This window comes from Verrucosispora sp. WMMC514 (assembly GCF_027497295.1).
GTDB classification, from domain to species: domain Bacteria; phylum Actinomycetota; class Actinomycetes; order Mycobacteriales; family Micromonosporaceae; genus Micromonospora; species Micromonospora palythoicola.
On the sequence record NZ_CP114906.1, the window covers coordinates 3,405,477 to 3,428,635 of the forward strand.

The 23,159-nt window shown below is 70.8% G+C and carries 22 protein-coding genes and 1 tRNA gene; 18 read left to right on the forward strand and 5 right to left on the reverse strand.

Features of this window, described 5'->3' with window-relative positions; translation table 11 throughout:
• Nucleotides 1-28 precede the first annotated feature (28 nt).
• The 4 genes from O7597_RS15965 to O7597_RS15980 all read left to right on the forward strand — a co-directional run bounded on the left by O7597_RS15965 (nt 29) and on the right by O7597_RS15980 (nt 4,357).
• Nucleotides 29-976 (forward strand): 4-(cytidine 5'-diphospho)-2-C-methyl-D-erythritol kinase, encoded by a 948-nt coding sequence (locus O7597_RS15965; RefSeq protein ID WP_281583161.1) that lies wholly within the window; start codon nt 29-31, stop codon nt 974-976.
• 257 nt (nt 977-1,233) lie between these two features.
• Entirely contained in the window at nt 1,234-3,036 is a 1,803-nt protein-coding gene (locus tag O7597_RS15970; RefSeq protein WP_281583162.1) for an ABC-F family ATP-binding cassette domain-containing protein, read from the forward strand.
• Nucleotides 3,037-3,161: 125 nt separating this feature from the next.
• Nucleotides 3,162-3,617 (forward strand): DUF4383 domain-containing protein, encoded by a 456-nt coding sequence (locus O7597_RS15975; protein ID WP_269739907.1) that lies wholly within the window; start codon nt 3,162-3,164, stop codon nt 3,615-3,617.
• Nucleotides 3,618-3,880: 263 nt separating this feature from the next.
• Nucleotides 3,881-4,357 (forward strand): DUF4383 domain-containing protein, encoded by a 477-nt coding sequence (locus O7597_RS15980; protein ID WP_269739906.1) that lies wholly within the window; start codon nt 3,881-3,883, stop codon nt 4,355-4,357.
• A 16-nt stretch (nt 4,358-4,373) separates the two neighbouring features.
• Here the strand turns inward: O7597_RS15980 and O7597_RS15985 are convergent, their stop codons facing one another.
• Both O7597_RS15985 and O7597_RS15990 read right to left on the reverse strand, forming a co-directional pair.
• Nucleotides 4,374-5,057, reverse strand: coding sequence for a TetR/AcrR family transcriptional regulator (locus O7597_RS15985; protein WP_269739905.1), 684 nt, complete (start codon nt 5,055-5,057; stop codon nt 4,374-4,376).
• 106 nt (nt 5,058-5,163) lie between these two features.
• Nucleotides 5,164-6,123, reverse strand: coding sequence for an acyl-CoA desaturase (locus O7597_RS15990; protein ID WP_269739904.1), 960 nt, complete (start codon nt 6,121-6,123; stop codon nt 5,164-5,166).
• A 133-nt stretch (nt 6,124-6,256) separates the two neighbouring features.
• On the opposite strand from O7597_RS15990, the gene O7597_RS15995 reads away from it, so the two are divergent.
• The 9 genes from O7597_RS15995 (at nt 6,257) to cysN (ending at nt 14,839) form a co-directional block, all read left to right on the forward strand.
• Nucleotides 6,257-7,111 (forward strand): helix-turn-helix domain-containing protein, encoded by an 855-nt coding sequence (locus tag O7597_RS15995; RefSeq protein ID WP_281583163.1) that lies wholly within the window; start codon nt 6,257-6,259, stop codon nt 7,109-7,111.
• Between the two features lie 26 nt (nt 7,112-7,137).
• A tRNA-Gln gene (locus O7597_RS16000) sits at nt 7,138-7,209 on the forward strand.
• Between the two features lie 100 nt (nt 7,210-7,309).
• Nucleotides 7,310-8,845 (forward strand): bifunctional UDP-N-acetylglucosamine diphosphorylase/glucosamine-1-phosphate N-acetyltransferase GlmU, encoded by a 1,536-nt coding sequence (glmU, locus tag O7597_RS16005; RefSeq protein ID WP_332317131.1) that lies wholly within the window; start codon nt 7,310-7,312, stop codon nt 8,843-8,845.
• 62 nt (nt 8,846-8,907) lie between these two features.
• Nucleotides 8,908-9,888 carry a ribose-phosphate diphosphokinase gene (locus tag O7597_RS16010; protein WP_164446188.1) on the forward strand — a complete coding sequence of 327 codons (981 nt, stop codon included), beginning with the start codon at nt 8,908-8,910 and terminating at the stop codon, nt 9,886-9,888.
• A gap of 257 nt (nt 9,889-10,145) precedes the next feature.
• Complete coding sequence (locus O7597_RS16015) at nt 10,146-10,835, forward strand: 50S ribosomal protein L25/general stress protein Ctc (RefSeq protein ID WP_269739902.1); 690 nt, start codon at nt 10,146-10,148, stop codon at nt 10,833-10,835.
• Nucleotides 10,836-10,951: 116 nt separating this feature from the next.
• Nucleotides 10,952-11,542, forward strand: a complete 591-nt coding sequence (pth, locus tag O7597_RS16020) for an aminoacyl-tRNA hydrolase (protein ID WP_269742650.1) — start codon at nt 10,952-10,954, stop codon at nt 11,540-11,542.
• A 179-nt stretch (nt 11,543-11,721) separates the two neighbouring features.
• Nucleotides 11,722-12,555 carry an inositol monophosphatase family protein gene (locus O7597_RS16025; protein WP_269739901.1) on the forward strand — a complete coding sequence of 278 codons (834 nt, stop codon included), beginning with the start codon at nt 11,722-11,724 and terminating at the stop codon, nt 12,553-12,555.
• 74 nt (nt 12,556-12,629) lie between these two features.
• On the forward strand, nt 12,630-13,538 hold the full coding sequence (gene cysD / locus O7597_RS16030) for a sulfate adenylyltransferase subunit CysD (protein WP_269739900.1): 909 nt from the start codon (nt 12,630-12,632) through the stop codon (nt 13,536-13,538).
• The gene (gene cysN, locus O7597_RS16035; RefSeq protein WP_281583164.1) at nt 13,538-14,839 is read left to right on the forward strand and encodes a sulfate adenylyltransferase subunit CysN; all 1,302 of its coding nucleotides are present in this window, start codon (nt 13,538-13,540) and stop codon (nt 14,837-14,839) included. Before cysD ends, cysN begins: the two co-directional genes overlap by 1 nt.
• A gap of 84 nt (nt 14,840-14,923) precedes the next feature.
• Here the strand turns inward: cysN and galK are convergent, their stop codons facing one another.
• Both galK and galE read right to left on the reverse strand, forming a co-directional pair.
• The gene (galK, locus tag O7597_RS16040) at nt 14,924-16,093 is read right to left on the reverse strand and encodes a galactokinase (RefSeq protein ID WP_281583165.1); all 1,170 of its coding nucleotides are present in this window, start codon (nt 16,091-16,093) and stop codon (nt 14,924-14,926) included.
• Complete coding sequence (gene galE / locus O7597_RS16045) at nt 16,090-17,073, reverse strand: UDP-glucose 4-epimerase GalE (RefSeq protein WP_281583166.1); 984 nt, start codon at nt 17,071-17,073, stop codon at nt 16,090-16,092. The genes galK and galE overlap by 4 nt, the downstream gene beginning before the upstream one ends.
• Nucleotides 17,074-17,154: 81 nt before the next feature.
• Between galE and O7597_RS16050 the strand changes: the two genes are divergently transcribed.
• The 5 genes from O7597_RS16050 (at nt 17,155) to O7597_RS16070 (ending at nt 21,315) form a co-directional block, all read left to right on the forward strand.
• Nucleotides 17,155-18,153, forward strand: coding sequence for a hemolysin family protein (locus O7597_RS16050; RefSeq protein WP_269739896.1), 999 nt, complete (start codon nt 17,155-17,157; stop codon nt 18,151-18,153).
• Nucleotides 18,154-18,185: 32 nt separating this feature from the next.
• Nucleotides 18,186-19,211 (forward strand): tryptophan--tRNA ligase, encoded by a 1,026-nt coding sequence (gene trpS / locus O7597_RS16055; RefSeq protein ID WP_269739895.1) that lies wholly within the window; start codon nt 18,186-18,188, stop codon nt 19,209-19,211.
• Between the two features lie 36 nt (nt 19,212-19,247).
• Nucleotides 19,248-19,817: a 2'-5' RNA ligase family protein gene (locus O7597_RS16060; protein WP_269739894.1), complete on the forward strand. Its 570-nt coding sequence runs from the start codon at nt 19,248-19,250 to the stop codon at nt 19,815-19,817.
• 63 nt (nt 19,818-19,880) lie between these two features.
• Entirely contained in the window at nt 19,881-20,804 is a 924-nt protein-coding gene (locus O7597_RS16065; protein WP_281583167.1) for a YhjD/YihY/BrkB family envelope integrity protein, read from the forward strand.
• A gap of 73 nt (nt 20,805-20,877) precedes the next feature.
• On the forward strand, nt 20,878-21,315 hold the full coding sequence (locus O7597_RS16070; RefSeq protein ID WP_164446178.1) for a hypothetical protein: 438 nt from the start codon (nt 20,878-20,880) through the stop codon (nt 21,313-21,315).
• 150 nt (nt 21,316-21,465) lie between these two features.
• Here O7597_RS16070 and O7597_RS16075 read toward each other — a convergent pair whose 3' ends face one another.
• On the reverse strand, nt 21,466-23,106 hold the full coding sequence (locus tag O7597_RS16075; RefSeq protein ID WP_281583168.1) for a glycoside hydrolase family 13 protein: 1,641 nt from the start codon (nt 23,104-23,106) through the stop codon (nt 21,466-21,468).
• Nucleotides 23,107-23,159 lie beyond the last annotated feature (53 nt).

Here is a 23,159-nt window from a genome sequence, read left to right on the forward strand (position 1 = left end):
TGCGGTTGCCCGTCCGGGACATCACCCCGTGACCGAGGCCTGGCGACCGGACGACGACGAGCCGCGCGGGGCGAGCGGGCCGGTCCGGGTACGGGTGCCCGCCAAGGTCAACCTGCATCTGGGGGTCGGCCCGCTGCGCCGGGACGGCTACCACGAGCTGAACACCGTCTACCACGCGATCTCGATCTACGACGAGTTGACCGCGCGGCGCGGCGACACCCTCACCCTCACCATGGAGGGCGAGGGCACCGGGGAACTCGCCCTCGACGACTCCAACCTGATCATCCGAGCGGCGCACGCCCTCGCCGGGTACGCCGGCGTCATGCCGCACGCCCGGCTGCACCTGCGCAAGCAGATCCCACTGGCCGGCGGGCTCGCGGGCGGCAGCGCGGACGCCGCGGCCGCCCTGGTCGCCTGCGACGCCCTCTGGGGTACCGGCCTGTCCCGTGACGAGCTGGCGAGCATCGCCGCCGACCTCGGCTCGGACGTGCCCTTCCTGATCCACGGCGGTACCGCGCTGGGCACCGGCCGAGGCGAGGCGGTCAGCCCGGTGTTGGCCCGCCCCACCTCCTGGCACTGGGTGGTCGCCATCGCCGACGGCGGTCTGTCCACCCCGCAGGCGTACCGGGAACTCGACCGGCTCCGCGAGGCCGGCGCCGCCGGGCCGCCGCTGGGCAGCACGGACGGTCTGCTCGCCGCGCTGCGACAACGTGACCCCCGGGTGCTCGCCCCGACCCTCGGCAACGACCTTCAGGACGCCGCCCTGGCCATGCGGCCGTCGCTGGCGAACACCCTGAAGGCCGGCGAGGCGGCCGGGGCGCTGGCCGGCATCGTCTCCGGCTCGGGTCCCACCTGCGTGTTCCTCACCACCGACGCCACCGACGCCGAACGCGTCGCCGCCGAACTGGAGGCCGCCGGGGTGTGCCGGCAGGCCCGCGTCGCCCACGGCCCGGTACACGGGGCCCGGATCACCTGACGGTCGACGGACCGCCCGGCCGGGCTGGCCCTACTGCGCCAGAGCGGGTCGGGTGCGGCCCCCACCGGCCGCCGGCGAACGGATCGCGCCGGACACCGCTGTGGCCGGCACGTCGCGTGTCGAGCCGACGGCGACGACGCATCGCGCCTGGGATCGGGCGGTCGCCGGGAGACCGGGGTGCTCCGCGTACCCTGGAACGACAGGCGTCCCCAGGTGCCCGCCGGCACCGGGACGCCTTGATCATGAAAGGTGGGTACGTGGCCAACATCGTCAACCTGGACCGGGTGTCCAAGGGCTACGGCGCGGCCGGGCCACTGCTCACCGAGGTCTCGCTCGGCCTGGACGACGCCGACCGGATCGGCGTCGTCGGGCTCAACGGCGCCGGCAAGTCCACGCTGCTACGAATGTTGACCCGTACCGAGGAACCCGACGACGGCCGGGTCACCCACCGTCGTGACCTGCGAGTCGCCTGGCTGCCACAGAATCTCACCCTCAGCCCCGAGGCCACCGTCCGCGACGTCGTCCTCGGCACCGAGTGGCTCGCCGAGAGCATGGGCGCGGAGCACGAATGGGCCGGCGACGCCGGCGTACGCGCCATCCTCGACGGGCTGGGCATGCCCCACCTGGGTCTCGACGCCCCGGTCGGGCCGATGTCCGGTGGCGAACGCCGCCGGGTGGCCCTGGCCGCCCTGCTGGTCCGCGACGCCGACCTGCTCATCCTCGACGAACCCACCAACCACCTCGACGTCAGCGGCGTCGACTGGCTGGCCCGGCACCTGCTCAGCCGCAAGGGTGCCCTGGTCGTGGTCACCCACGACCGCTGGTTCCTCGACGCCGTCTGCACCACCACCTGGGAGGTCGCCGACCAGACCGTGCGGGCCTACGAGGGTGGCTACGCGGCCTGGATCCTCGCCCGCGCCGAGCGGGAACGGATCGCCGCCGCCACCGAGGCCCGCCGGCAGAACCTGCTCCGCAAGGAGATCGCCTGGCTGCGCCGCGGCCCGCCGGCCCGTACCTCGAAGCCGAAGTTCCGCATCGACGCCGCCAACGCGCTCATCGCCGACGTGCCGCCGCCGCGCGACACCACGTCGCTGCAACGGCTGGCCACCGCCCGGCTCGGCAAGCAGGTGTACGACCTGGAACACATCCGGTTGCACGCCGGTCCCAAGACCATCCTCGACGAGGTCAGTTGGCAGGTCGGCCCCGGCGACCGGGTCGCCATCCTCGGCGCCAACGGCGCGGGCAAGACCACCCTGCTGCGGATGCTGGCCGGCGTCACCCGGCCCGACAGCGGGCGGCTGATCACCGGCAGCACCGTACGGCCCGCCTTCCTCTCCCAGGAACTCGCCGAACTACCAAGCGACCTGCGTGTCCTCGAAGCCGTCGAGGAGGTCGCCCGGCGGGTCCGCCTCGGCGACCGGGAGATCTCCGCCGCGCAGCTCGCCGAGGTGTTCGGTTTCGACGACCGGCGCCTCTGGACCCCGGTGGGTGACCTCTCCGGCGGCGAGCGGCGTCGACTCCAGATGCTGCGACTGCTGGCCGGCGAACCGAACGTGCTGCTGCTCGACGAACCCACGAACGACCTCGACACCGACACCCTCGCCGCGTTGGAGGACCTGCTCGACTCCTGGCCCGGCACGATCGTGGTGGCCAGCCACGACCGCTACCTGATCGAGCGGGTGACCGACACCGCGTACGGCATGTTCGGCGACGGCCGGCTGGTGCACCTGCCCGGCGGTGTCGACGAGTACCTCGCTCGTGCCAACGACCGGCCAGGGCCCGGGCGAACCCCGGCGCCCGTGGCACCGACCACCGCCCCGGCCGCTGGCGGGATGAGCGCCGCCGAGGCCCGGCAGGCCCGCAAGGAACTGGCCCGCCTCGAACGGCAGGTCGGCAAGCTGGAACAGAAGGAGGCCACCCTGCTGGACCAACTCGCCGCGAACGCCACCGACTACAGCAAGGTGGCCGAGCTGGACGCCCAGCTCACCCAGGTACGCGGCGAGCGTGAGGAGGCCGAGCAGGCCTGGCTGACCCTGGCCGACGAGATCCCCGCCAGCTGACCCGGCCCACCCGGCCGGTCGCCCTGCCCTGACGTGCCGTTTCCGGGACCCCGTGTGCGGCGTCACAGCGCCGGATGCGGGAGAATCGCCGTCGACCCTCACCCAACGGCGTTGGAGAAACAGACATGGCCCACACCCCCGTCAACCACCCCGCGCGGCCGATCTACCGGGCGATCGGCGGGCTCGTCGGTCTGTACCTGGTGGTCTTCGGTGTGATCGGCTTCCTGACCAGCACCGGTGAGCCCTTCTTCAGCCAGGGCGACACCCAGGCCCTGGGGCAGGGGACGAACCTCGGCTTCTCGCTGTTCAGCATCGTGGTCGGTGCGATCGTGCTGGCCGGCACCGCCATCGGGCGCAACCTCGACGTGTTGATCAACCAGTGGTCGGCCTATCTGATCATGGTGGTCAGCCTGGCGGGCCTCGCCTTCATCCGTACCGAGGCCAACATCTTCAACCTCAGTGTCGCCACGGTGGTCGTCCAGATGGTGCTCAGCCTGGTGCTGCTGATGGCTGGCATGTACGGCAAGGTCGGCAGCGACGACGAGCACGAGGCATGGCAGAAGGCTCGGCTCGTGCTCTGAGGTTTCGCTTCTGGTTTCGGTTGTGGGTTTTCGTCGGAGCCTGACCCGTCTCGGTTTCCGGTTGTGGGTTTTCGCCGGAGCCCGACCCGCTCCGGGCGGTCAGGCTTGATCCCTGCGCGGGTCGGGCTCCGGCGAAAACCTGTCGGGGTTGCGCCTCGGCCAGCCTCGCGGGGGGTTGCTGCTGCTGAGTTGGCGTTCTGGGGACGTGGGGTGCGTGGCTGGGGGACAATGTTCTTGTTGTCCCGCTTTGCGTGGAGGAGTCGATGCCGCACTTTCCGGTGAACCACCCGGCGCGGCCGTTCTACCGGGCGCTGTCCGGTCTGGTCGGGCTCTACATCCTGATCTTCGGCGTCTGGGGGACCGCCCTCACCTGGGGAGACCCGCTGTTCGGCCGGAACGGCAACTGGGCTCTCGGGCTCCGCACCAACCTGGCCTTCTCGCTGGCCTCCATCGGCTTCGGGATCGTGCTCATCATCGGCGCGTCCCGGCGAACCAACCTCGGCCACTACATGAACCTCACCGCCGGAGCGGTCTTCCTGGTCACCAGCATCCTGATGATGTCGGTGCTGCAGACCGAGGCCAACTTCCTGAACTTCTCCATGTCCACGGTGATCGTCTCAATGCTCTTCGGCCTGATCCTGCTCGGCACCGGCCTCTATGACAAAGTCGGTCCGCACGAGGACGCCGAGGCCGAGCGAAGCCGCCGGAATCACCCCGTCGCCGAGATCCACCGCCGCTGACCGGTACGCCAGCTGATCAGCGTCCGGCTGCGGTGATCAGCCCCGGCTTGGCCTCCAGGTGCGACAACCCGTTCCAGGAGAGGTTCACCAGGTGCGCGGCTACCGTCTCCTTACGCGGCTTACGCACCTCCAGCCACCAGCGTCCGGTCAACGCGACCATGCCCACCAGCGCCTGCGCGTACAACTCGGCCAACTTCGGTTCGTAACCTCGGCTGGAGAACTCCGCGCCGAGGATGTGCTCCACCTGGTGCGCCACGTCGTTCATCACGCTGCTGAAGTTGCCGGTCGCCGAGAGCACCGGCGACTCCCGCACCAGCACCCGGAACCCGCTGGTCTCCTCCTCGATGTAGCCGAGCAGCGCCAGGGCGGCCTGTTCCAGCAGCTCCCGTGGATGACCCGCGGTCAACGCCGTGGTGATCCGATCAAGCAGGGACCGGACCTCCCGGTCCACCACCACCGCGTAGAGCCCTTCCTTGCCGCCGAAGTGCTCGTAGACCACCGGCTTGGAAACCTTCGCCCGCGACGCGACCTCCTCGATCGAGGTGGCGTCGAAACCGCGCTCGGCGAAGATCTGCCGACCGATCGAGATCAACTGCTCGCGGCGCTGAGCGGCGGACATGCGTACCCGGGCCGGCGGCTTGCCCGGCGCCGGCACCACGCGCCGCCGCCTGCCACCCTCCTCGCGGGGAGTCTCGGCCATCTCGTCACCTCGCTGGCGCTCGGTGACGCCCTGTCGTGGGATGCTGCCTGTCTTCCGCCCGGTCACCCGAACATACTGCCAGGTAACTTGCGGGTTGGCCGCCCGGTTACCGCGGGGCTGCCGGCTTGGCCAGCTTCGCCGCGATCCGTTCCGGCCTCGGCCAGCGCACGTCCCACGCCGCGCCGAGCCTCTCGAACAGCCAGATCACCCGGGCCGAGATGTCGATCTGCCCCCGCAGCACCCCGTGCCGGGCACTCGTCGGGTCGGCGTGGTGCAGGTTGTGCCAGCTCTCGCCGAAGGACAGCAACGCCAAGGGCCAGAAGTTCGCCGCCCGGTCGCCGTGACGCATCATGAACGGCCGCTCCCCGTACACGTGGCACACCGAGTTGATCGACCAGGTGACGTGGTGCAGCAACGAGATGCGGACCAGTCCCGCCCAGAACAGTGCGCTCAACGCGCCCTGCCAGGACCACGTCAACAGCCAGCCCATGAACGCCGGCCCGAGCACCGAGACGACAACCAGCACCGGGAAGAGCCGGTCCATCCGCCGGATGTCCCGGTCGGCCAGCAGGTCCGGCGCGAAGCGCTCCCGGTTGGACAGTTCCCGGCCGAACAGCCAGCCCATGTGCGCGTGGAACAGTCCCTTGGTCAGACCCCGCACCGTGGTGCCGAACCGCCACGGCGAGTGCGGGTCCCCTTCCAGATCGGAGAAGGCGTGGTGCCGCCGGTGATCGGCCACCCACTGGATGATCTCGCCCTGCACGGCGAGGGAGCCCGAGGCGGCCATCGCGATGCGCAACCACCGCTTGGCCTTGAACGATCCGTGGGTGAAGTAACGGTGGTAGCCGACCGTGATGCCCAGGCCCGACAGCACGTACCAGAAGGCGGCGATGCCCACGTCGACCCAGCTGAGCCAGCCACCCCAGGCCACCGGCACGGCGGCGATCAGCGCCGCGAACGGGATCACCACGAAGGACCAGAGCGCGATCAGGATACCGCGTGACTGGGTGCCCTGGGTGAGTGGCTTGGGAGTGGCCGGTTGCGGGTCGAGCACGGTGGCGGACATGGCACCTCGCAGGGGACGGTCGGTTCGCGAATCTACGCCTACGTCACCGTAACTTAAGGGTCCGGAAGATCGCATCGGACAGCGACCTGAATGGATGCCCGACGTGTCGTACGCGTGTCCTAACCTGCACCGCATGACCGCTTTCGACGCCACCGAGGTGCGCCGGTTGCGTACCGAGGAGCAGCTCTCGGTGCGCGAGATCCGCGCTCGTACGGGCCTCGGCCGGAACCGCATCCACGAGCTGCTGCGGGGCGTCCCCGCGCCGGACCGGACCAGACGCCCCCGGGCAAAGGACGACCTGCGCGCCGAGGCGGTGGCGCTGCGCTCGACGGGGCATCCGGTTCCGGAGATCGCCCGACGGCTCGGCGTGAGCCGGTCGACGGCGTACCTCTGGGTGCGGCACATTCCGCTCGAGCGCGACCCCGAGGAGGAGCGGGAGCGTCGGCGTGCCCACGCGAAGACGATGGCCGACGCGCGGTGGGCGGACCACCGCCGGGCGCGGGACGAGGCTCGGGCGAAGGCGCACGCGTTCGCCGCCAATAAGGTCGGTCAGCTCGATGAGCGTGATCTGCTCATCGTCGGTGCGGCGGTCTACTGGTGCGAGGGCACCAAGTCGAAGCCGTGGCGTCGTGATGACCACGTGCAGTTCATCAACAGCGACCCTGGCCTGCTCGCTCTCTTCCTACGCTTCCTCGAAGTCTGCGGCGTCGACCCCGCCGTGCCGACCTACCGGGTGAGCATTCACGAAACCGCCGATCCGGACGCGGCGGCCGAGTGGTGGGCGGCCGAACTCGGCGTACCACGCGAGCGCTTCCGCCGGGCGACGCTGAAGAAGCACAATCCCGCCACCGTCCGTCGGAACACCGGCGACCAGTACCGAGGCTGTCTAGTGATCAACGTGCCGCGTAGCCGTGAGCTCTACTGGCGAATAGAGGGTATGATCGCCGAGCTGTTCCGGTCCGCGGCTGAACGCGCGTGCGTGGGTTGATGTGACCTGTCGGCTTGACATGTCAATGGGGTGTGGGGTAACGGCAACCCGCAGGCCTTTGGAGCCTTGAGCTCCTGGTTCGAATCCAGGCACCCCAGCAATCGCCCCAACTGCCGATCCTCGTACCCGTGCCGAACAGGTCGGATTGTCTGGTTAGCATGGCCGCGAGACTGTCCGCGTTCCGACGGGAGCCACGTCGTGCCCGAGCCCCACACCCGTACCGTCGTCGTGCTCGCCGCCGGTGAGGGCAAGCGGATGAAGTCCTCGTTGCCCAAGGTCCTGCACCCACTGCTCGGCCGGACGCTGGTGGGCCACGTCCTCAACGCGGCCGACCCGCTGGGTGCGGCGCGCACCCTGGTGGTGGTGGGGCACGGTGCCGACCAGGTCCGCGCCCACCTCGCCGGGATCGCTCCCGAGGCCACCGCGGTTCACCAGGCCGAACAGCTCGGCACCGGGCACGCGGTGCGGATCGCGCTGGAGGCCGCCCCGGAGGTCACCGGCACGGTGGTGGTGCTCAACGGCGACGTGCCGTTGCTGCGGCCGGAGACGGTCGGTGAGCTGGTGGCGGCGCACGAGGGCGAGGGCGCCGCGGCGACCGTGCTCGCGGCGGAGGTGCCGGACCCGACCGGGCTCGGACGCATCGTGCGGGACGCCGCGGGCCGGCTGGAGCAGATCGTCGAGCAGCGTGACGCGAGCGCCGCCCAGCTGGCGCTTCGGGAGATCAACGCGGGCATCTACGCGTTCGACGCGGCTCGGTTGCGGGACGTGCTCGGCAAGCTGTCGACCGACAACGACCAGGGCGAGGAGTACCTCACCGACGTCTTCAAGATGCTGGTGTCCGCCGGCGAGCCGGTGGGGGTGCACCTGGCCGTCGACCACACCGAGACGCTTGGCTGCAACGACCGGGTGGAGCTGGCGGCGTTGCGTCGGCTGCTGCGTGACCGGGTCAACGAGCGGTGGATGCGGGCCGGCGTCAGCCTGCTCGACCCCGAGACCACCTGGATCGACGTGACCGTGGCCCTGGACCGGGACGCGGTGGTGGATCAGAACACCCAGTTGCGGGGCGGTTCGGTGGTGGGCGCCGACGCGGTGGTCGGGCCGGACGTGACGTTGATCGACACGGTGGTGGGGCCCGGCGCGACGGTGGTGCGCAGCCACGCGGTCGGTGCGGAGGTGGGGCCGGGCGCCAGCGTCGGGCCGTACGCGTACCTGCGGCCGGACGCCCGGCTGGCGGAGCGGGCGAAGGTCGGCACGTTCGTCGAGGTGAAGAACTCGGAGATCGGCGCCGGCTCGAAGGTGCCGCACCTGACGTACGTGGGTGACGCCACGATCGGCGAGCAGAGCAACATCGGTGCGGCGTCGGTGTTCGTGAACTACGACGGGGTGCGGAAGCACCGCACGGTGATCGGCAGTCATGCCCGGACGGGCGCGGACAACATGTTCGTCGCGCCGGTCGAGGTGGGTGACGGGGCGTACACCGCCGCCGGTTCGGTGATCATCGAGAACGTGCCGGCGGGTGCGATGGGTGTGGCTCGGGCCCGGCAGCGCAACATCGAGGGCTGGGTACTCAAGCGTCGGGCCGGTACCGCCGCCGCCGAGGCGGCCGAGCGTGCCCTGGGCGGTACGCAGGGTCCTCCGGCCGGCCCGTCCTCGGCAAGTGAAGGTGAGCCAATCCACGGCGGTGCCGAGTCGGTGGGCGGTACGCCCGAGCCGGGAGATACTGCAACCGAATAGTCCCCGGCCGACCACCACCGCAGGCCGGGTACCGCCGACCGAATACGGGAGCAGACGGGCCCATGGGCAGCATCGTCGCCGAAAACCGCAAGAGCCTGATGCTCTTCTCCGGACGTGGTTTTCCGGAGTTGGCCAAGGAGATCGGTGAGGTGCTCGGCGTCGCGCCGACGCCGGCCGACGCGTACGAGTTCGCCAACGGCGAGATCTTCGTACGCTTCAAGGACTCGGTACGTGGCTCGGACGCCTTCGTGGTGCAGTCGGTCACGCACGGGGTGAACACGTGGGTCATGGAGACCTTGATCATGGTCGACGCGCTGAAGCGTGGTTCGGCCAAGCGGATCACGGTCGTCCTGCCGTTCTATCCGTACTCCCGGCAGGACAAGAAGCACCGCGGCCGGGAACCGATCTCCGCGCGGTTGGTCGCCGACCTGCTGAAGACCGCCGGGGCGAACCGTATCCTCACCGTGGACCTGCACACCGCGCAGATCCAGGGTTTCTTCGACGGCCCGGTGGACCACCTCTTCGCGATGGACATCCTGGCCGAGTACGTGGAGCGCAAGTACGCAGGCCGCCCGATGACCGTCGTCGCGCCGGACTCGGGCCGGGTACGGGTGGCCGAGCGGTGGACGGACCGGCTGGGTGGTTGCCCGTTGGCCTTCATCCACAAGACCCGGGATCCGATGAAGCCGAACCAGGTGGTGGCGAACCGGGTGGTCGGTGAGGTCGAGGGTCGGGTCTGCCTGATCGTCGACGACATGATCGACACGGGCGGCACGATCTGTCGCGCGGCGGACATCCTGAAGGAGTCGGGGGCGGCGGACGTGATCGTGGCGTCCACCCACGCGCTGCTGTCCGATCCGGCGACGGAGCGGTTGAAGAACAGCCCGATCAGCGAGGTCGTGGTGACCAACACGCTCCCGTTGCCGCCCGAAAAGCAGCTCGACAAGCTCACCGTGCTGTCGATCGCGCCGCTGCTGGCCCGGGCCATCCGCGAGGTCTTCGACGACGGTTCGGTGACCACTCTCTTCGGCGGGCTGAGCTGAGCGCGGTGCGGGACTGAGTCGGCTGGGCGGGGTGTCCGGCCGGGTACGGGGACTGCCGGAAACCCGGGAAATCGCTCGGGTAGACTGGTCCGGTTGCCACGGCGAGGGTGCCCTGCGGGCCGCTGAGAAGCGCCGCACGGAGGCACCGTGATCGACGCGGTGCTCCGGGCAGTCTTCTGACGCATGAGCCCCTGCGAGCCCCCCGCCCAGCACCGCCAGACGACAAGCTGCCGCAGCGAAGCATCAGGAGTTTCCCCGTGTCCGAGGTAAAGATCAGCGCCGAGCCCCGCACCGAGTTCGGCAAGGGTGGTGCCCGTCGTACCCGCCGGGCCGGCAAGGTGCCCGCCGTGCTGTACGGCCATGGCGAGAAGCCCAAGCACATCGCGCTGCCGGCCCGCGAGTTCGCGGCGGCAATCCGTAACGGTGGGGCCAACCAGCTCCTCGCGCTCGACATCAGCGACGGCACGCAGGCGCTGGCGCTGCCGAAGGCGATCCAGCGGGATCCGATCAAGGACACCTTCGAGCACGTCGACCTGCTGCTGGTGCGGCGGGGCGAGAAGGTCACCGTGGACGTCCCGGTCCAGCTCACGGGTGAGGCCGCGCGCGACACGCTGATCGTGCACGACCACGACACCCTCTCGGTGACCGCCGACGCGACCAAGGTGCCGGATCACCTGGAGGCTTCGATCGAGGGCGCCGAGGCGGGTTCCCAGGTCACCGCCGCTGACGTCACGTTGCCGGCGGGTGTGGAGCTGGCCGGCGACCCGGAGATGCTGGTCGCCTCGATCACCGCCGCGCCGACCGCCGAGCAGCTGGAGTCGACGCTGCCCGAGGTCGAGGAGGCCACCGAGGAGGCCGAGGCCGAGGTCGGCGAGGTCACCGAGGGTGCTGCCGAGGCGCCGGCCGCCGAGGGCGAGGCGGGCGCCGAGGGTCGTACCGAGGCCTGACAGTCTCGCAGTTTTGCGACAGGCGTCCCCGGTTCTTCGGGGGCGCCTGTCGGCGTATCGGATGATCGGCGGCGCGGGTGGTGGTTGACCGCCGGTACGAGCGGGAGGGGCGGGCGGTGACGGACGAGACCGGGCCGTGGCTCGTGGTGGGTCTGGGTAACCCGGGCCGGGAGTACGCGGGCAACCGGCACAACGTCGGGTTCATGGTCGCCGACCTGTTGGCTGGTCGGCTGGGCGCGAAGTTCGGCCGGCACCGGCGGGCGGTGGCGGAGGTCGCGGAGGGTCGGCTGGGGTTGGGCGGGCCGAAGCTGGTGTTGGCCAAGCCGCTGACCTACATGAATCTGTCCGGTGGGCCGGTGGTGAGTCTGGCGCAGTTCTACAAGGTGCCGCCGGGCCGGGTGATCGCGGTGCACGACGAGCTGGACATCGGCTACGGCCAGGTGCGGGTCAAGTGCGGCGGCGGCGAGGGCGGGCACAACGGCCTGCGGTCGATGTCGAAGTCGTTCGGCACGAAGGACTACGTGCGGGTGCGGTTCGGGATCGGTCGACCGCCGGGGCGGCAGGATCCGGCGGACTATGTGCTGTCGGATTTCGGCACGGTGGAACGCAAGGAGTTGGACTTCCTGGTGGATCGGGCTGCGGACGTGGTGGAATCCGTGGTCAGCCGGGGTGTGGAGCCGACCCAGAACCTCTACCACGGGGCCTAGCGCGGGTACCGAAGTGCCCCCGTTTGACCTTCGCCTCGGTCTACCGGTGACGTCGACACACCCGTCGGGGGCGGGCTGCGGCGGTCGGGTTCGTCGGTGGCCCGGTAGTGTGCGGGTTCGGCGGTCGGGGCGAGGCCGGCCGCTCGGCGTACGCGGATCGTGGCGACGGGAGCGGAAGCATGAGCGGTCCACCGATGATCGACGGGGCGTTCGCGCGGTGGCTGGCGGATCGGGCCGGGCAGGCGCTGCTGGGCCTGCGGGCGGAGATGGGGTTCGCCGATGCCGGTGCGTTGAAGTCGGCGGGGGACAAGGTCTCGCACGACCTGATCCGTACCGAGCTGGCGAGGTGGCGCCCGGGCGACGCGGTGCTCTCCGAGGAGGACGAGGGTTCCCGGCTGGCGTGGGCGGCCGAGGTCAACGCCGGTGCGGTGTCGCGGTTGACCGCCGACCGGGTCTGGATCATCGACCCGTTGGACGGCACCCGGGAGTTCAGCGAGGAGGGGCGCGCGGACTGGGCGGTGCATGTCGCGCTCTGGGCGCGTAACGCGGCCACGTCGCATGGTCTGGTCGCCGGTGCGGTCGGGCTGCCGGCGCAGCACCGGGTGCTGGGCACGGACCTGCCGCCGGCCTATCCGCCGATGACGCCGGAGGCGGCGACGGTGGGTGGCGCGGGGCGGTTGCGGTTGGCGGCGAGTCGCAGCCGGCCGCCGGTGTTCCTGACCGATCTCGCTGAGGAGGTCGGGGCGCAGTTGGTGCCGATGGGTTCGGCCGGGGCGAAGATCGCCGCGGTGATCACCGGTGAGGTGGACGCGTACATCCACGCCGGCGGGCAGTACGAGTGGGACTCGGCGGCACCGGTGGCTGTGGCGACGGCCACCGGACTGCACGCTTCCCGGATCGATGGTTCTGCGCTGAAATACAACGAGGCGGATCCGCGCCTGCCTGACCTGTTGGTGTGCCGCAAGGATCTCGCCAGCCGGTTACTTGCGGCGTTGCAGCGGCATTGCGGGTAGCCTGTCGCTACTTCCTGACATCCCCGACCGGAAAGGTCTGGAAAGCGGATGACCGAGCGAATCGAGCCGGTGTCATGACCAGTGCTGCCTACCAGGTCACCCATCTCGACGCGCTGGAGGCGGAGAGCATCTTCGTGATGCGCGAGGTGGTCGCCGAGTTGGAGCGGCCGGTGCTGCTGTTCTCCGGTGGCAAGGACTCGATCGTCATGCTCCGGCTGGCGCAGAAGGCGTTCGCACCGGGTCACATTCCGTTCCCGGTGATGCACGTCGACACGGGTCACAACTTCCCGGAGGTGCTCGACTACCGCGACCGGCGGGTGGCCGAGCTGGGCCTGCAGCTGGTGGTGGCCAGCGTGCCGGAGGCGCTGGCCAGCGGTCTGGTCCGGGAGCCGGCGGACGGCACGCGTAACCGGATCCAGACGCCGGTGCTGCTGGAGGCGGTGGAGAAGCACCGTTTCAACGCCCTCTTCGGTGGGGCGCGGCGGGACGAGGAGAAGGCTCGGGCGAAGGAACGGATGTTCAGCTTCCGGGACGAGTTCGGCCAGTGGGATCCGAAGAACCAGCGGCCGGAGTTGTGGGCGCTCTACAACGGTCGGCATCATCCGGGCGAGTCGATCCGAGTGTTCCCGTTGTCCAACTGGACCGAGTTGGACGTGTGGCACTACATCGCCCGGGAGCGGATCGAGTTGCCGTCGATCTACTACGCGCACGACCGTGAGGTGGTCGAGCGGGACGGGATGCTCTACGCGGTGAACGAGTTCCTGCCGGCGCGGGCGGGTGAGGAGCGGTTCAAGGCCCGGGTGCGGTACCGCACGGTCGGCGACGCCTCCTGCACGGCGGCGGTGCGTTCCGACGCGGACACGGTCGAGAAGGTCATCGACGAGGTCGCCGCGACCCGGATCACCGAGCGTGGCGCGACCCGGGGCGACGACCGGGTCAGTGAGGCCGCGATGGAGGACCGCAAGCGGGAGGGCTACTTCTGATGAGCACCGAGACTCTGGCGACCGCCGCGGTCGCCGAGGGCCGGCCGATGGACCTGTTGCGTTTCGCCACGGCCGGGAGTGTCGACGACGGCAAGTCGACCCTGATCGGTCGGCTGCTCTACGACACGAAGTCGCTGTTCACCGACCAGTTGGCGGCGGTGGAGGCGGTCAGCGCGGCCCGCGGTGACGAGTACACGAACCTGGCGCTGCTCACCGACGGGTTGCGGGCGGAGCGGGAGCAGGGCATCACGATCGACGTGGCGTACCGCTACTTCGCCACGCCCCGGCGCAAGTTCATCATCGCCGACACCCCGGGCCACATCCAGTACACCCGGAACATGGTCACCGGGGCCTCCACCGCTGACCTGGCGCTGATCCTGGTGGACGCCCGCAAGGGTCTGGTCGAGCAGTCCCGCCGGCATGCCTTCCTCTGCTCGCTGTTGCGGGTGCCGCACCTGGTGCTCTGCGTCAACAAGATGGATCTGGTCGACTTCTCGCAGGAGGTCTTCGAGCGGATCGCCGACGAGTTCACCGCGTTCGCCGCGAAGCTGGACGTGCCGGATCTGACGGTGGTGCCGATCTCCGCGTTGCGGGGCGACAACATCGTCAGCCGTTCGGAGAACATGCCCTGGTACGAGGGCCCGGCGCTGCTGCACCACCTGGAGCGGGTGCACATCGCCAGCGACCGTAACCTGGTCGACGTCCGCTTCCCGGTGCAGTACGTGATCCGTCCCCAGTCGACCACGGTGACCGACTACCGGGGCTACGCCGGCCAGGTGGCCTCGGGGGTGCTCAAGCCGGGTGACGAGGTGATGGTGCTGCCCTCGGGCTTCACCAGCCGGATCGCCGCGGTGGAGACCGCCGACGGGCCGGTCGCGGAGGCGTTTCCGCCGATGTCGGTGACGGTACGCCTGGAAAACGAGATCGACATTTCGCGTGGTGACATGATCTGCCGGCCGAACAACGCGCCGGCGGTGGCCCAGGACATCGAGGCGATGATCTGCTGGATGGACGAGACCCGTCCGTTGCAGGTCGGCGGCAAGTACTCGATCAAGCACACGACCCGTGCGGCGCGGGCCATCGTCCGGGGTCTGCACTACCGCCTCGACATCAACTCCCTGCATCGCGACGAGTCGGCGACCGAGCTGGGGCTCAACGAGATCGGTCGGGTCCGGCTGCGGACCACCATTCCGCTGCTGGCCGACGAGTACCGCCGCAACCGCACCACCGGCGGGTTCATCATCATCGACGAGGCCACCAACCGTACGGTCGGCGCCGGCATGATCGTGGAAACCCCCTGACCCCACCCGTACCGCTGGTTGGACAAAGAGTTCTGGTCGGGACCCACCGCGGTCCCGACCAGAACTCTTTGATCGACGGTGGGGTCAGTCCAGGCGGGCGGCACCTGGGGCGGGGGTGGCGGTGGTGAGGGTGGGTGGAGTGAAAGCGCGGTCGGCGTAGGCGGCGGTGACGGCCGCCCCCACCCGGTCGGACTGGTCCGCCTCGACCAGGGCCAGCACGCAGCCGCCGAAGCCGCCACCGGTCATCCGGGCACCGAGCGCCCCGGCGGTCAGCGCGGCCTCGACCGCGAGATCCACCTCGGGGACGGTGATGGCGAAGTCGTCACGCATGGAGGCGTGCGAGGCGGTGAGCAGCGGCCCGATCCGCCGGACCTGCCCGGCGCGCAGCAGCGCGACGGTGTCGAGCACCCGCTGGTCCTCGGTGACCACGTGGCGGACCCGGCGGCGGGTCTCGTCGTCGGGCAGCCGGGCCAGCGTCTCGTCGAGACCGGCGGACGGCACGTCACGCAGGGCGGGTACGCCGAGCAGGTCGGCCGCCTTCTCACAGCTGGCGCGGCGGGCCGCGTACTCGCCGTCGGCGTGCCGGTGCGGGGCGCGACTGTCGATCACCAGCACCGCGAGGTCGGCGCCGTCGAGGTCGAACGGGATGTGTTCGACCCGCTCCGTGCGGCAGTCGAGGAAGAGGGCGTGTCCGGCGCGGCAGCGGATCACCGCGGACTGGTCCATGATGCCGGTGGGCGCGCCGACGTACCGGTTCTCGGCGTGCTGGGCCAGCCGGGGTTGTCCTTCGGCCGGCAGGTCCAGCCCGCCCAGGTCGACGAGGGCGGTGAGCACGGCGGCCTCCAGCGCGGCGGAGGAGGAGAGTCCCGCGCCGAGCGGCACGTCCGAGGCGACGGCCAGCCGGGCACCGGGCACGACGTGGCCGGCCTCCCGCAGCGCCCACACCACCCCGGCCACGTACGCCGCCCAACCGGTCACCCGACCGGGGTGGGTCACCTCGTCGGTGCCGAAGCTGACCGTTTCGCCGGTCAGCTCGGAGCAGACCGTCCAGCTGCCGGTCGGCTGCGGCGTGGCCGCGACGACGGTACGCAGCGGCAGCGCGAACGGCAGCACGAACCCGTCGTTGTAGTCGGTGTGCTCACCGATCAGGTTGACCCGCCCGGGAGCCGCCCAGCGGCCGGCGGGCGCCTGGCCGTACGCGTGCTGGAAGCAGTCGGTGGCGCGGTCGGCCACCGCGTCGGAGCGACTGTTCACCGGCGGTCCAGGACCTGTGCCTGGTAGAAGGCCCAGGCGTCGGCCACGATGTCGTGCAGGGTGGGCTTGCGCGGTTCCCAGCCCAGCTCGGCGCGGGCCAGGGCGGCGGAGGCGACCAGCTCGGCCGGGTCGCCCTCCCGGCGCGGTGCCACCTCGACCGGCACCGGGTGCCCGGTGACCTCGCGGACGACCTCGACCACCTGCCGGTTGGTGAAGCCGTTGCCGTTGCCGAGGTTGTAGATGCGGTGCTGGCCGCCGGTGGCCGCGTCCAGCGCGAGCAGGTGGGCCCGGGCCAGGTCGGAGACGTGGATGTAGTCGCGGACGCAGGTGCCGTCGACGGTGGGGTAGTCGTCGCCGAAGAGTTGCAGCTTGTCCCGCCGGCCGGCGGTCACCTCCAGGGCGATCGGGATGAGGTGGGTCTCGGGGTCGTGCCGTTCGCCGAGGACGACGTCACCGTCGAGGTGGGCACCGGCGACGTTGAAGTAGCGCAGCGACACGGCGGCCAGGCCGTGCCCGATCGCCTCGGCGGTGAGCATCATGTCGGCGGCGAGCTTCGTCGCCCCGTACGTGTTGGTGGGTGCCTTGACGGCGGTCTCCGGGATGGGCAGCTCGGTGGGGTTGCCGTAGACGGCGGCGGTCGAGGAGAACACCAGCCGAGGTACGCCGGCGGTCCGCACCGCGTCGATGAGCGCCAGGGTGCCGACGGTGTTGTTGTGCCAGTACCGCTCGGGGGCGACCATCGACTCGCCGGCGGCGATCAGCGCGGCGAAGTGCAGTACGCCGTCGAAGCCGGCCTGCGGGGTGAGTACCTTGCCCGCGTCGTGGATGCCGGCCTCGATGTGGGTGGCGTCGGGAGCCAGGGCGCCCCGATGGCCGGTGCGCAGATCGTCGAGCACGACCACCTCGTGTCCGGCGTCGAGCAGCATCCGGGTCACCACGCTGCCGATGAAGCCGGCCCCGCCGGTGACGAGCAGTTTCACGTCGGTTCCTCCCGCCTGGCCGGCACGGTCGCGGCCTCGTGGTGGTCACCCTACGGCCCTGGGCTGGTTACCATCACTCCCATGCGGGCCTCGCGTCGGCGCATACCCCGACGGCGTGGCCACGACCTGCACCGCCGCCAGCCAGGTCCGTTGGCTCGCGCGGTCGCCCGGGTCGTGGTCCGGGCCGCCGACGGTGCCCTGCGGCTCGTCACCGATCTGCTGGGTGCCGGCCCGACCGCCGGCCGGGAGCGGATAAGTGAGGCGGAACTGCGGGATCTGGTCGCGGTCAACACGGTCCTCGATCCCGTGGAGCGGCGCATCATCGACGACGTGCTGGTGGCCGGTGCCAGCCTGGTGCGTGAGGTGATGATGCCCCGCACCGAGGTGGTGTTCCTCTCCGCGACGCTGCCGGTGGTCGAGGCGGAACCGCTGGTGCGGGCCGGTCCGCACACCCGCTATCCGGTGGTGGACGGCACCCATGACGACGTGGTCGGCGTGGTGCACCTGCGTGACCTGCTGCTCGGCCCGGACCGGGAACCGGGGACCACGGTCGGTCAGCTGGCCCGGGAGGTCAAGCGGCTGCCGGCCAGCAAACGGGTGCTCGCCGCGTTGACGGAGATGCGACGGGAGGGGCATCACCTGGCGGTGGTGGTCGACGAGTACGGGGGCACTGCCGGCATCGTCACCTGCGAGGACCTGATCGAGGAACTGGTCGGGGAGATCCACGACGAGTACGCGGACACCCCCGAGGCCGGGTGCACCGGACTACCGGCGATGGTGGACGGTCGACTCAATCTGGCCGACTTCGCCGAACGCACCGGTGTGTCGCTGCCGCCGGGTCCGTACGAGACGGTGGGCGGGTTCGTGATGGCCGCGCTGGGGCGGCTGCCGGGGCCGGGCGACGAGGTGCCGGTCCCCGCCGAATCGCCGGGGACGCCGGGCGGTGGTTGGCTGCTGCGGGTGCTGACCCTGGAAGGTCGGCGGGTGGCCCGGCTGGCGGTCACCGCCGCGCGCCTGCCCGAGCAGCGGCGCGAGGTGCTCTCGGCCGCCGACCCGGCCCGACCCGCCGGCCCGTCATGACGTACGCCGGGCTAGCTGACAGAATTGCCGGCATGTCCGACGTTCCCGTCCGCCCCCGCGTCTTCTCCGGCATCCAGCCGACCGCCGACTCGTTCCACCTCGGCAACTATCTCGGCGCGGTGCGGCACTGGGTGGCGTTGCAGGAGTCGCACGACGCGTTCTACTGCGTGGTCGACCTGCACGCCATCACCGCCGGGCACGACCCGAAGGTGCTGCACCAGCGTTCCCGGGTGGCCGCCGCGCAGTTGCTCGCGGTCGGTCTGGACCCGGAACGCTGCACCCTGTTCGTGCAGTCCCAGGTGCCCGAGCACGCCCAGTTGGCGTGGGTGCTCGGTTGCCTCACCGGGTTCGGCGAGGCCAGCCGGATGACCCAGTTCAAGGACAAGTCGCAGAAGCAGGGCAACGAGCGGTCCAGTGTCGGCCTGTTCACCTATCCGATCCTGCAGGCCGCCGACATCCTGCTCTACCAGGCCAACGCCGTACCGGTCGGTGAGGACCAGCGCCAGCACCTGGAGCTCTCCCGGGACCTGGCGCAGCGGTTCAACTCGCTGTTCGGCCGGACCTTCACGGTCCCGGCGCCGCACATCGTCAAGGCCACCGCGAAGATCACCGACCTGCAGGACCCGACGGCCAAGATGTCGAAGTCGTCCTCGTCGCCGGGCGGCATCGTCGACCTGCTCGAGGATCCGGCGCGTTCGGCGAAGAAGATCCGGTCGGCGGTGACCGACACCGGCCGGGAGATCGTCTTCGACGAGACGACCAAACCGGGGATCTCCAACCTGCTCACCATCTTCTCGGCGTTGAGCGGTCGCAGCGTCGACGACCTGGTCGCGGCCTACGACGGTAAGGGCTACGGGGACTTGAAGAAGGATCTCGCCGAGGTGGTCCGGGAGTTCGTCAGCCCCATCCAGGAGCGCACCCGTTCGTATCTCGACGACCCCGCCCAGTTGGACAAGCTCCTCGCCGCCGGCGCGGAGAAGGCCCGTGCGGTGGCGGCGCCGACGTTGCGTACCGCGTACGAGCGGGTGGGTTTCTTCCCTCCGGTACGCGGTGAGTGACCGCCCGGGCGAGGGCGGCGGTGCGGGCAGGGGCCGATGGCCGGAGGGGTGGCGTGCAGCGTGGATCAGGGGACCGGAGCGCCGGCGGTCGGCGACAGTGTCCAGATCGGCATCGCGGTCGACATCCCGGAGCCGTGGGGCGGCCTGCTGACAAGGCGGCGGCTGGCGGCCGGTGACCCGAACGCGGTGCCGGCGCACGTCACGCTGCTCGGGCCGACGGAGATTCCGGTGACCGCGTTGCCGGCGGTGGAGCGGCACCTGGCCCGGGTCGCCGCCGCCCACCTGCCGTTCAGTCTGCACCTGCGCGGTACGGGCACCTTCCGGCCGGTGACCCAGGTGGTCTTCGTCGCGGTCGCCGCCGGCATCAGCGAGTGCGAACTGCTCGCCGCCGCGATCAATGCCGCCCCGCAGCTACGCCGGGAGCTTCGTTTTCCCTACCATCCGCACGTGACGGTCGCCCAGGACGTCGCGCCGGAGGCGCTGGACAAGGCGTACGAGGACCTGGCGGACTTCTCCGCGATGTTCGAGGTGGACCACTTCACGCTCTTCTCGCACAGCGGGCAGGCGCGGTGGCAGCCACGCCGGGACTTCCGACTGGGTGGCTGACCGCCCCGGCCGGCACGTCGGGTACCTCTGACACGGCGACGACGGATCGGTGAGGATGACGACGTGAACGTTCTGGGTCGGGTCGAGGCGGCCGTCGACCGCCGGCTGACCGCCGCGCGCCGCCGCTCCCCGGCCTTCGGTCACCTGTGGCGTGCCGGGGTGCTCTACACCGATCTCCAGGGCGGCCGGCTGGCCGCCGCCATCGCCTACTACGGCTTCTTCGCGGTCTTCGCGCTGGCCCTGGTCGCGTACGCGATCTTCGGCGCGATCCTGGAGGACAACGACGAGGTGAGCGCGGCGGCGGAGGAGTTCCTCGGCGAGAACCTGCCGTTTCTCGATCCCGCCCAGGTGGCCGACAGCAGCGGCACCGCCGGGGTGGTCGGTCTGCTGATCCTGGTGTTGACCGGGATCGGGTGGGTGGAGGCGATCCGTTCCTCGCAGCGGCTGATCCACGGGCTCAACCAGCATCCGGGCAACCTGGTGGTGCGCCGCCTGGTCGACCTGGGTGTGCTGGTGGTCGTCTTCGTGCTCCTCGGCCTCTCGGTGGCGGCCGTGGACGCGCTGGAGACGCTGCTGCGGTTCCTGCTGCGCAGCACCGGCTCGTTCGCGCTCACCACGGTCAGCGCGCTGCTCAGCGTGCTGGTCAACGCGGTACTGGCCACGCTGCTGCTGGTCGCCGTGCCTCGGGTGCGGATGAGCCGGTCCCGGTTGCGGCCGGTGGTGCTGATCGTCGCGGTCGGCATCACCCTGCTCAACACCGTCGGCCGGTTCTGGGTGGGGCGGGTCGAACACAACCCGGCGTACACGGTGGTCGCCACCGCCGTCGGGTTGCTGGTCTACCTCTACCTGCTCAACCAGCTGGTGCTCTTCGGCGCGGCGCTGGCGGCGACGAGCCGGCGCGGACGGACGGTGGACCTGGCCGGCCGGCGCCCACCTGTCGACCTGGACGCGGACTCCGATCCCGGTACGCCGGGCGGGGCGGGTTGAGTCGCTGCTCCCGGCGGTCGTACCTTCCGCCGAACTCACCCCCACCTGCCGGAACACCGACGATGATGGGCGCGTGGGGGCACTCGTGACGTTGGACCTGCCGGCCGATTCGCCGATGCTGGAGCTGCCGTGGATCATCACGTTCGCTCCGCTCGGTGACGCCGACGAGTGGGAGCCGGTGGTGTGCGGCCCGTACGAGCGACCGCACGCGTTGGCGTTGGCCGAGGCGGTGGTGGCCGAGGAACAGCTGATGGCGGTGGTGGAACCGCTGGTGCCGGCGGTATCGGTGGAGCAGATCCGGGGGGAGATCGCCGCCGCGCAGCTCGCCGCGCAGGACGAGGTGGCTCGGGTGGACCAGGCCGACCTCTACGGCGACTACGAGGACACCATCGACGAGGAGGAACTGGAGGCGGCCGAGCACGACCGGGCGGCGGGCCCGCTGCCGGCGCCGGACGTGGCCGAGCTGCGTGCCGGGTTCGCCCGGATAGCCGCGCAGCTCACCGGCGGTTGACCGAACCCGCCGACGGCCGAGAGAGACCGGGTGCCGGCGCCCCGGGGGATCGCCCCGGCTGCGCCGGCACCGTCGCACCCCCCACCACAAGGGGTCGTGCCCAGCCGCCCGGCGGCGCGTCGCACGCCGGACGGCCGAGTCGATGGCGGGCTACCCGTTCAGGTGCCGCTCGAACCAGACCGCCGCGTCGACCGGCAGCAGGTGGCCGCCGTCGCGGTCGGTGAGCGTGCTGCTGGCGACCAGTGGCGTGCCGTACCCGTCGATCACCACCGGTGCGTCGCTGATGTTCACCACGCAGGTCAGCACGGTGTCACCGGCCTCGCGCTGGAAGGCGAGCACTCCCGGGCCGGTCTCCAGCCAGGTGATGCCGCCGAGGCCGGCCAGCGCCGGATGGGTGTGGCGGATCCGCAGCGCCGCCCGGTACAGCTCCAGGGTGGAGCCGGGGGTGCCGGTCTGTGCGGCCACCGAGAGGGCCCGCCAGGTCGTCGGGGCCGGCAACCAGCTCAGCTCGCTGCCGGCCGGTCCGAAGCCGTACGGCGCCAGCTCGCCGCTCCACGGGATCGGCACCCGGCAGCCGTCCCGGCTCTCGCCGGTGCGCAGGAAGGCCGGATCTTGACGCAGCTCGTCGGGCAGGTCGAGCACCTCGGGCAGGCCCAGTTCCTCACCCTGGTACAGGTAGGCGCAGCCGGGCAGGGCGAGCATCAGCAGTGCGGCGGCCCGGGCCCGACGCAGCCCGACCTCGCCGTCGCCGTAGCGGGTGACGTGCCGTTGCCGGTCGTGGTTGGACAGCACCCAGGTGGTCGGTGCGCCGACGATCGTGGACTCGGCCAGCGCGGTGTCGATCACCTTGCGGAACGAGTCGGCCGACCAGGTGGCGTCGAGGAAGTCGAAGCTGAAGGCCTGGTGCAGTTCGTCCGGGCCGATGTAGCGGGCCAGTCGCTGCGGTGTCTCGGCCCACGCTTCGGCGACGGCCATCCGACCGCCCGGGTAGCTGTCCAGGATGGGCCGCCAGGCGCGGTAGATGTCGTGCACCTCGTCCTGGTCGAAGTAGGGCAGCCGGCCCTTGCCGAGCAGCTCGGACTGGCGCCGGCCGCTGGTCATCGAGTTGAAACCGACGTCCGGCAGCCCGGCGGCCTTGATCATGCCGTGGGCCACGTCGATCCGGAAGCCGTCGACGCCCCGGTCCAGCCAGAAGCGGAGGATGTCCTCGAACTCGCTGCGTACCTCGGGGTGCCGCCAGTTCAGGTCGGGTTGGGCGGGGTCGAACAGGTGCAGGTACCACTGGCCGTCGGGGACCCGGGTCCAGGCCGGGCCGCCGAAGATGCTCTCCCAGTCGTTCGGCGGCTGCGCGCCGTCGTCGCCCTTGCCGTCGGCGAAGAGGTAGCGCGCCCGTTCGGGTGAGCCGGGGGCGGCGGCCAGCGCCGCGGTGAACCAGGGGTGCTTGTCGGAGGTGTGGTTCGGCACGATGTCGACGATGATCCGCAGGCCGAGCGCGTGGGCGTCGGTGATCATCGCCTCGAAGTCGGCGAGGTTGCCGAACATCGGGTCGACGTCGCGGTAGTCGGCGACGTCGTAGCCGCCGTCGACCATGGGCGAGGTGTAGAACGGGGTCAGCCAGAGCGCGTCGACGCCCAGCTCGCGCAGGTAGGGCAGGCGCGCCCGGATGCCCTGGAGGTCTCCGATGCCGTCGCCGTCGGAGTCGGCGAAGCTGCGGACGTAGACCTGGTAGACGACGGCGGATCGCCACCAGTCGGCGTCGGCGGTCAGCGGCGAGGGGATGCTGACGGTCATCGGGTGTTCCCCGTTCTGTGGCGCGGTACGGCGGCTACCCGGCGTTGGCGAGG